The organism is Flavobacterium sp. ST-158, from assembly GCF_058309975.1.
Map to the genome: position 1 here is coordinate 6,314 of NZ_JBZEEN010000020.1, position 9,334 is coordinate 15,647.

Annotated in this window: 8 protein-coding genes and 1 CRISPR repeat array; of the genes, 3 read left to right on the forward strand and 5 right to left on the reverse strand. The window is 32.3% G+C overall.

Translation table 11 applies throughout. The annotated features are described in order from the left end of the window. From AC4FRF_RS17340 to AC4FRF_RS17360, 5 genes are all read right to left on the reverse strand, one after another. Positions 1–225: hypothetical protein (locus AC4FRF_RS17340; RefSeq protein WP_491161535.1), on the reverse strand; the 225-nt coding region annotated here is incomplete at its 3' end. A 424-nt stretch (positions 226–649) separates the two neighbouring features. Next, complete coding sequence (locus AC4FRF_RS17345) at positions 650–994, reverse strand: hypothetical protein (protein WP_491161537.1); 345 nt, start codon at positions 992–994, stop codon at positions 650–652. A 25-nt stretch (positions 995–1,019) separates the two neighbouring features. After that, positions 1,020–1,241, reverse strand: coding sequence for a hypothetical protein (locus AC4FRF_RS17350; RefSeq protein WP_491161538.1), 222 nt, complete (start codon positions 1,239–1,241; stop codon positions 1,020–1,022). A gap of 539 nt (positions 1,242–1,780) precedes the next feature. Further along, on the reverse strand, positions 1,781–1,954 hold the full coding sequence (locus tag AC4FRF_RS17355; RefSeq protein WP_491161539.1) for a hypothetical protein: 174 nt from the start codon (positions 1,952–1,954) through the stop codon (positions 1,781–1,783). Next, entirely contained in the window at positions 1,932–2,072 is a 141-nt protein-coding gene (locus tag AC4FRF_RS17360; protein WP_491161541.1) for a hypothetical protein, read from the reverse strand. Before AC4FRF_RS17360 ends, AC4FRF_RS17355 begins: the two co-directional genes overlap by 23 nt. Before the next feature lie 462 nt (positions 2,073–2,534). Here AC4FRF_RS17360 and cas9 point away from each other — a divergent pair, with 462 nt between their 5' ends. From cas9 to cas2, 3 genes are read left to right on the forward strand one after another with little or no spacing between them, the layout of a single operon-like run. Beyond that, positions 2,535–6,611, forward strand: a complete 4,077-nt coding sequence (cas9, locus tag AC4FRF_RS17365; protein ID WP_491161543.1) for a type II CRISPR RNA-guided endonuclease Cas9 — start codon at positions 2,535–2,537, stop codon at positions 6,609–6,611. A 2-nt stretch (positions 6,612–6,613) separates the two neighbouring features. Further along, a complete protein-coding gene (gene cas1 / locus AC4FRF_RS17370; protein ID WP_491161544.1) occupies positions 6,614–7,510 on the forward strand; it encodes a type II CRISPR-associated endonuclease Cas1 in 897 nt (298 codons plus the stop codon). After that, positions 7,503–7,850 carry a CRISPR-associated endonuclease Cas2 gene (gene cas2 / locus AC4FRF_RS17375; RefSeq protein ID WP_491161546.1) on the forward strand — a complete coding sequence of 116 codons (348 nt, stop codon included), beginning with the start codon at positions 7,503–7,505 and terminating at the stop codon, positions 7,848–7,850. Before cas1 ends, cas2 begins: the two co-directional genes overlap by 8 nt. A gap of 118 nt (positions 7,851–7,968) precedes the next feature. Next, positions 7,969–9,229: direct repeats of the CRISPR family, unit length 46 nt; unit sequence GTTGGGAATCATAAGTAAAAATACAATTTTGAAAGCAATTCACAAC. Positions 9,230–9,334 lie beyond the last annotated feature (105 nt).

Here is a 9,334-nt window from a genome sequence, read left to right on the forward strand (position 1 = left end):
GTGAATGGTTGATGATGGATCGTTAGTGGGGAGTGATTGGTTTTCTTTTGTCTTGATAAAGGAGTTGAAAAGTGAATAGTTGATGGTTGATGGTTGATGGTTGATGGTGAATGGTTGATGGTGAATGGTTGATGATGGATCGTTAGTGGGGAGTGATTGGTTTTCTTTTGTCTTGATAAAGGAGTTGAAAAGTGAATGGTTGATAGTTGATGGTTGATAGTTCATGGTTGATAGTTCATGGTTGATAGTTCATGGTTGATAGTTGATGGTTGAAAGTCAATAGAGAGTAATTGCCTTTCTTTTGTCTTGATACAAAAGAAACAAAAAATCAAGTCTGCCTACTTTTACACTCAAAATCATCGGAATGATTTTCCTATCGCGACCCCAGCCGTTGGTGCTACGCACTGCACTCGGGGGTCGCTCCCCACTGCCAACGCTAAAATCCCTTCCGTGATTTTGGGGTATAAAATTATAAGGACGGGAATGGTGAATGGTGAATGGTTGATGGTTGATGGTTGATGGTTAATGGTGAATGGTTGGCTTTCTTTTGTCTTGATAAAGGAGTTGAAAAGTGAAAAGTGAATGGTGAATGGTGAATGGTGAATGGTGAATGGTGAATGGTTGATGGTTGATGGTTGATGGTTGATGGTTAATGATGAATGGTTGAAAATGAGGTTTGATTTTCCGGTAATGGTATGGTATGGTTATCTAAATTAAAAACTGATACCTGACTGCCTTTAAATGGATTGTGACTTGGTTCGTATTTTATAAATCCTAAGGTGTGCAACTTTTTCATGCATTTATGATAGGTTGCTTTGGAACTAATTTTACTCACAAGCATTAGTTCTTCTCTAGAGATACTGATTGGATTTTGAAATCGATTGCAATTCCAAAACTGAAATAGAACCATATACAAGCTAATGTGCGAGGGAAGCAAATCTTTATGCTGTAAACATTTCTCAAAAAATTCTGTAAAGTGTCTGTTGTAATTCATTTACTAACTATTTATTGCAGTTGTTTTATTGCATTGTTTGCTTTGAGAGTATTTCCTGAGCTTCAGCGTCCTGATTGTAATCAGAATCGAAGTTTTTTTTCAACCAACGAAATTGAAGTTTTCGTTTTCCGTTTCGTAATTCTTTGAGGTCAATATAATAATAAACCAAGCCGACCAATACATGCCACATAATGGTTAGCAGCACAATTACAAGAAGGTAATTGTTCCATGAAATCCCTTTTGACATAGCACTTCATTTTTCGTTCTACATTAGTTTCTTTTGGATTTGATTTATATTTAATCCTCAAATCCCTTTCTGAATAGAACAAATCAACAATTAGAATTGTGGTGGTACAAGTACAACTTTAAAGTTGTACCCCTGTACCCCAACTGATGTTTTAACATATAGTAGCGATATAGATGTATTTAGAAAGTATCCCAAAACAAGCCGGGGTACTACTTCCTTTTAGGAAAAAGTACCCCGGTCGTTACTCGACAAGCTTGTTTTAACTTCTAAAAAAAGAGTTTTGATTTCACTTTTATTTCGGCTCCATGTTATTCCACCTTCACAAAAGACAAATCAGGTTTTTTAAACTTATAGTGACAAAAAACAATTTATTTATACCTCAGCTTATGTTTTTTTTTAAGTAATATCATCTAACATTACTTATTGAAAAGTGAATCAGCTGCACATAAAAATCTTTTTGGCTTCTGTCCTCAGGTTGTAACAAAAAGCCGTCGTATAGCATTTTCATAATGGTTTTGTTGCTTTCGTACAAACTCGAATCATGGTAATCGCTCTAAATCTCTTACAATGGATTCAATCTCGCTTTCAGTGATATTTTCGGAGACGTAGGCAGTACGTAAATAGTTTTTTAAATCTTCCTTAAGCAACACTTGTTCACTAACGATATGTCCGTAAACCGTTGGTGTACCTCTAATCATTTGGTTTATGAACATGAGGTTTTAATGTAGGATGCTTAGGCTTCGTTTCGGGGTTAACTCTCCTTCTTAAATCATCTTTTCCTTCTTCTGTCTTTGGTTTTGGTCCTGGTTTAATTGCTTGAATTGTTTCCATAATAAATACTTTTTTAAAATTAGTTACTAAACCCATCTGTTAGAAGGGCTTTGAGACAAATAACAGTATTAGGGTTTTAAGTACATTACGGAAAACCTTTTTACAAGTAAATAATTATAAAACTTACTTTATTTACTCATTCTAATTTAAGTGGATCTATTAATAATAGAAGTATGCTATTTAATTAAAAATAGCAATTACAATTAGGTGCTATTTTATTGCATTCATTTTGTGCTTGCGAAACATATTAAATAAAATCCATAGAAAAAGGCGAGTCTCCCCGCCTTAAATGTTTTCACAACGGAATAATCCTTATTGTGAATTGCTTCAAAATTGTATTGCAATAATACAATAAAATATTATTCTATAATTATGGTTTTCCATAAAACTGTTAATTTTCTTTTGATTAAATTTAAAAATTAATTTAGATAACCAGAAAATCATTATAAAAAATAGTTTGAAATGAAAAAAATATTAGGATTGGATTTAGGTACTACATCCATTGGTTGGTCATTTATTAATGAAGCAGAAAATGAAAATGAAACTTCATCTATAATAAATACAGGTGTTCGTATTGTTCCTCTTACTACTGATGAAGAAGCCGATTTTAAAAAAGGAAATACAATTTCGATAAATGCTGACAGAACTTTAAAACGTGGCGCAAGACGAGGTTTGCAGCGTTTTAAACAAAGAAGAGATGCTTTACTAAAAATTTTTAATGAAATAAAATTCATTCCTGCTGATTTTATTTATGCTGAAACTGGATTATCATCTACTTTTTCATCTTATCAATTAAGAGCAAAATCCGTTGCAGAAGCTATTACTAAAGAAGAATTGGTTCAAGTTTTATTGATGCTTAATAAAAAGCGCGGTTATAAAAGCAGTCGAAAAGCTAAAACCGTTGAAGAAGGCGATGCAATTGATGGAATGAAAATTGCCAAAGAGATTTTCGAAAATAACCTAACACCCGGCCAATGGGTTTATAATTCCTTATTAAAAGGAGGGAAATTTATTCCTGATTTTTACCGCTCGGATTTACAGAAGGAACTAGAAAAAATTGTTCTTTTCCAAAATCAATTCTATCCTGAACAAATAAATGATAAACTTCTTGAAGATATTCAAGGGAAATCAAGAACAATAACTTCTCAATATTTTTCAAAAACATTAAATATTCCACTTGCCGAAAATAAGGGGACTAGAGAAGAGACCAAATTGCAACATTATAAATGGAGAAATCAGGCTTTGACAATGGAACTAGATTTGAAAATTTTGGCATTTATTATAACTGAAATAAATAATCAAATTAATCAATCTAGCGGTTATCTTGGTGCAATTAGCGACCGAAGCAAGGAATTATATTTCAATCAGGAAACTGTTGGCCAATTTCAATACAAGCAACTTCAGAAAAACGCACATGCCAAACTAAAAAATCAAGTTTTTTACCGTCAGGATTATTTAGATGAATTTGAAAAAATATGGGAAACACAGTCAAAATTTCATACTGAATTAGATGAAAAATTAAAATCTGAAGTTCGAGATATTACCATTTTCTACCAACGAAAATTGAAATCGCAAAAACATCTGGTAAGTTTTTGCGAATTTGAAAAAGGACATAAAGCCATTCCTAAATCGTCTCCATTATTTCAAGAATTCAGGATTTGGCAGAATTTGAATAATGTTGTCGTTAAAAATGAAACTATGAAAGAGATATTTGAATTGAGCGAAGAGTTGAAGCAATTAATTGCAAAAGAATTGCAGTTTAAAGAAAGTATGACAGATATTCAGATGTTAACTTTTTGTGAACTAAAGAAAGGTACACATACTGTTAATTTCAAAAAAATTGAGGGAAACAGAACCAATAACGCCATTTATAAAGCCTTTGAAAAAATACTTGAAGTTGAAGGATATGAAATGGATTTTTCTAAAATGAAACCTTTAGAAATAAAAAAAACTGTTACTCCAATATTTGAAACTATAAATATCAATACCGATATTTTAGATTTTGACACAAACATTCAAGGCGATGATTTCGACAAACAACCTTATTATCAATTTTGGCATTTATTATATTCTGCGGAAGATGATGACAAATTAAAAGAAACTTTAAAAAACAAATTTGGTTTCAAAGAAAATCACCTCCCTTTCCTTTTGAATATAAATCTTCAAGCCGATTATGGAAGTTTGAGTGCTAAAGCCATAAAAAAAATATTACCCCACTTAATGGATGGACATATTTATGATAAAGCTTGCACACTCGTGGGCTATAATCATTCGTCATCATTAACAACAGAACAAAATAATGAAAGGGTTCTAAAAGACACTATAGAATTATTAAAGAAAAACAGTCTTAGAAATCCTGTGGTAGAGAAAATACTTAATCAGATGATTAATGTGATTAACGCCATTATAAAAGACCCTGAAATGGGAAAACCTGATGAAATTCGTGTAGAACTAGCTCGTGAGTTGAAAAACAATAACGAACAACGTAGTGAAATGACCAAACAGATTAATAAAAGTACTGCTGAACACGAACAAATCAGGAAATTATTACATTCCGAATTTGGAATTCATCGTGTAACTCGAAATGACATTATACGCTATAAACTTTGGAAAGAATGTGATGGAATTTCATTGTATACAGGAAAACCAATAGAACCATCAAAACTGTTTACAAAAGACTATGACATTGAGCATATCATTCCAAAATCACGTTTGTTTGACGATAGTTTTTCAAATAAAACTATTTGTGAACGACAATTAAACATTGATAAAAGTAATAAGACTGCTTATTCCTTTTTACAAGAAAAACTATCTCTCGAAGAATTTGACCAATTCGAAAAAAGAGTGAAAAGTTTATTTGGAAAAATTAGCAGAACTAAACAGAATAAACTTTTAATGGCAGACAATGAAATTCCGGAAGGTTTTATTGCTCGTCAATTAAGAGAAACACAATACATTGCTAAGAAAGCTAAAGAAATTTTATTGGAAGTTTCCAGAAATGTCACTGTAACAATTGGTAGTATAACTGACAAACTTCGTGAAGATTGGGAATTAGTTGATGTGATGAAAGAAATCAATTGGGAGAAATACGACAAATTGGGTTTAACCCATATTGAAGAAGGTAAAAACGGAGAACGATTGTACAAAATTAAAGATTGGACAAAACGAAATGACCATCGCCATCACGCTATGGATGCCATAACCGTTGCTTTTACTAAACCAGCTTATATTCAGTATTTGAATAATCTAAATGCAAAAACACAAGGCGATAAAAAAGCAAGTTCAGTTTTTGGAATTGAAACAAAATATTTGAGAAGAGACAAGAATAACAAACTTCGATTTATTGAACCAATGCCAAACTTTAGAGAAGAAGCTAAAAAACAACTCGAAGGTATTTTGATTTCCTACAAAGCAAAAAATAAAGTAGTTACCAAAAATAAAAATGTAACAAAAAAAAGTGGCGGAACCAATCAAAAAATACAATTGACTCCTAGAGGGCAATTGCATAAAGAAACAGTATATGGGAAATTGCAGCGTTATGAAACCAAAGAAGAAAAAATAAATGCCAATTTCCACAAAGATTATATACAGAAAGTTGCAAAAAAAGAATATCGTGAGGCGCTTTTGAAACGATTAGAAGAAAACGATGATGACCCTAAAAAAGCTTTTACAGGCAAAAATGCATTAGCCAAAACACCAATTTACATTAGCTTAAAAGACAATATTATAGTTCCTGAAAAAGTAAAAATGGTTTGGTTAGAAGATAATTATACTATTAGAAAAGACATTACACCAGACAATTTCAAAGATTTAAAAAGCATCGCTAAAGTAATGGATTCGGGTTTGAAAAGTATTCTTGAAAACCGTTTAGCAGAATTTGGTAACGACCCGAAAAAAGCCTTCATAAACCTTGGCGAAAACCCAATTTGGCAAAACAAAGAAAAAGGAATAGCGATAAAACGAGTAACAATTAGTGGCGTAAGTAATGCACAAGCTTTACATACTAAAAAAGACCATTTTGGTAATGAAATTTTAGACGAAAACAACAACCCAATTGCTGTTGACTTTGTTAGTACAGGAAGTAATCATCACGTGGCTATCTACAGAGACGAAAAAGGAAACTTACAGGACGAAGTAATTTCATTTTTTGAAGCTGTAACTCGTAATAATCTTGGGTTATCTATTATTAATAAAAATCACGAAAAAGGTTGGGAATTCTTGTTTTCAATGAAACAAAATGAGTTTTTTATATTTCCTTCCGAAGGATTTAACCCAAAAGAATTTGACTTATATAATCCTATAAACAAAGAAATAATAAGTAAAAATTTATTTAGAGTTCAGAAATTTTCTAAAGTTGAATACGGAAATGCATCTGTCAGAGATTATGTATTTAGACATCATTTAGAAACGACAATAAATGATGTAAAAGAATTAAAAGATAAAACTTATAAGTCGATAAAAAGTCTGCCTTATTTTGAAGGAATCATAAAAGTCCGAATCAATCACTTAGGTCAAATAGTTCAACTAGGAGAATATTAGTTATGATAAAACGAACCCTTTTCTTCGGTAATCCTGCTTATCTGAGTACCAAAAATGAGCAAATTCTAATCTCTTATCCAGACAAGGAACAAGATACTAAAACAGTTGCTATTGAAGATATTGGAGTAATCGTTTTGGAAAATCAACAAATCACCATTACCAATGGATTATTAGAAAAATTGACCCGTAATAATGTAGCATTGATTAACTGTGATCAACAGCACTTACCTATCGGTTTATTGATGCCCTTAAGCGGACATACCGAACAAACGGAACGTTTTAAAAACCAAATCAATGCATCTGTCCCGCTTAAAAAGAATTTGTGGCAACAAACCATTAGTTCTAAAATTATAAATCAAGCGGGATTGCTTAAGAAAAAAGGAATTCCGTGCCGAAAAATGGAACTATGGGCAAAAGAAGTTACCTCAGGTGATGCACTCAATCACGAATCGAGGGCAGCCGTTTTTTATTGGCAAAACTTGATTACAGTAGAAAATTTCACCCGAGGACAAAAAGGAATTCCTCCTAATAATTTATTGAATTATGGCTATGCTATTTTACGAGCGATTACGGCAAGAGCGATTGTTAGTTCTGGAATGTTACCCACCTTAGGAATTTTCCATCGCAACAAATACAATGCTTATTGTCTAGCCGATGATATTATGGAACCCTATCGCCCTTATGTCGATTTGATTGTTTGCCATATCATGGAAACTGAAGATTCTTACGACGAATTAACTATCGAAATTAAAAAGCAATTACTAGGTATTGCCACTATTGATGTGTTTATAGATGGAAAAAATAGCCCGTTAATGGTAGCCATGAGCCGCACAACCAATTCGCTACACGAATGTTTTGAAGGAACAGCTAGGAAAATTTTATACCCTTTGTATGTATGATGAACATTACAGCCGTTTAAACCAATATAGAAGTTTGTGGATATTAGTATTTTTTGATCTGCCCACCGAAACACGCAAGGAGCGTAAAATTGCTAGTGGATTTCGCAAGAAATTATTAGACGATGGTTTTTCTATGTTTCAATTTTCGATCTATATGCGTTTTTGTGCCAGTAGAGAAAATGCAGAAGTACATAGCAAAAGAATTAAAAATAGTTTACCGGAGCACGGCAAAATTGGCGTGATGCAAATCACTGACAAACAATTTGGCATGATGGATCTTTTTTATGGTAAAAAACCAGTAGAACCAGAAAAACCCTCTCAACAATTGGAATTGTTTTAATTTTGCTAGAATAAAAAAACCGATTAGAACACTATCGTTCTACCTCTTACCCCTCTTCTTTTTCCATTTCTACAACTACTTATAACTACCAACATATCAACCGATTAAATCGAGGTATGTTGGGAATCATAAGTAAAAATACAATTTTGAAAGCAATTCACAACTCGTCTTATGTTGATGAATTAAAACATAGAGTTGGGAATCATAAGTAAAAATACAATTTTGAAAGCAATTCACAACTTCCGATGGATTGTGAAAATTCGGAAACATGTTGGGAATCATAAGTAAAAATACAATTTTGAAAGCAATTCACAACATGCAATACAAAGACAATCCTGCCATTTCGGTTGGGAATCATAAGTAAAAATACAATTTTGAAAGCAATTCACAACTTAAAGCAACTTCATTGTTGGACCCCAAACGTTGGGAATCATAAGTAAAAATACAATTTTGAAAGCAATTCACAACGTAACATTACACAAACCAAAAAAGCAACAGGTTGGGAATCATAAGTAAAAATACAATTTTGAAAGCAATTCACAACGAAATAACTTCAGAAGAAATGCTTCGTCATGTTGGGAATCATAAGTAAAAATACAATTTTGAAAGCAATTCACAACTCCTGTTCAGCGGTTTCTATCCAGCTGTAAGTTGGGAATCATAAGTAAAAATACAATTTTGAAAGCAATTCACAACTTACAGACGTATCAAAGGTATCTCTGAATTGTTGGGAATCATAAGTAAAAATACAATTTTGAAAGCAATTCACAACAATAACAAAAGACTCGCCCTCTGCCATTGTGTTGGGAATCATAAGTAAAAATACAATTTTGAAAGCAATTCACAACCTGAAAAATTAACCAATACCACATTTGGAGGTTGGGAATCATAAGTAAAAATACAATTTTGAAAGCAATTCACAACATCGTGGCGGTGCTACAAATATGGGTATCAGTTGGGAATCATAAGTAAAAATACAATTTTGAAAGCAATTCACAACCCGAAGCTATAGCATCGCTTAAAGCCTGATGTTGGGAATCATAAGTAAAAATACAATTTTGAAAGCAATTCACAACTGTAATTGTGAAGCATCCGATAACGTAGATGTTGGGAATCATAAGTAAAAATACAATTTTGAAAGCAATTCACAACTGCGCAACATGAATTAATTAACGGAAAACGTTGGGAATCATAAGTAAAAATACAATTTTGAAAGCAATTCACAACCAACACCACCACCGTTTGGCGAATTTTTGTGTTGGGAATCATAAGTAAAAATACAATTTTGAAAGCAATTCACAACTAAATCTTTAAAATTATGAAAACTTACACCGTTGGGAATCATAAGTAAAAATACAATTTTGAAAGCAATTCACAACACTAATTAAAAAACAAATATGGCAGCTAACGTCAGGCTGTGAAAAAACCTCGTTTTTTCTTTTAAATCTCCCCATTTTCATAAACTACAACCCAAATAAAGCCTT

Bases quoted from the DNA above. Each gene is read 5' to 3' on its own strand.
- AC4FRF_RS17345 (WP_491161537.1), bottom strand. From the start codon at position 994: ATGAATTACAACAGACACTTTACAGAATTTTTTGAGAAATGTTTACAG.
- AC4FRF_RS17350 (WP_491161538.1), bottom strand. From the start codon at position 1,241: ATGTCAAAAGGGATTTCATGGAACAATTACCTTCTTGTAATTGTGCTG.
- AC4FRF_RS17355 (WP_491161539.1), bottom strand. From the start codon at position 1,954: ATGTTCATAAACCAAATGATTAGAGGTACACCAACGGTTTACGGACAT.
- AC4FRF_RS17360 (WP_491161541.1), bottom strand. From the start codon at position 2,072: ATGGAAACAATTCAAGCAATTAAACCAGGACCAAAACCAAAGACAGAA.
- cas9 (WP_491161543.1), top strand. From the start codon at position 2,535: ATGAAAAAAATATTAGGATTGGATTTAGGTACTACATCCATTGGTTGG.
- cas1 (WP_491161544.1), top strand. From the start codon at position 6,614: ATGATAAAACGAACCCTTTTCTTCGGTAATCCTGCTTATCTGAGTACC.
- cas2 (WP_491161546.1), top strand. From the start codon at position 7,503: ATGTATGATGAACATTACAGCCGTTTAAACCAATATAGAAGTTTGTGG.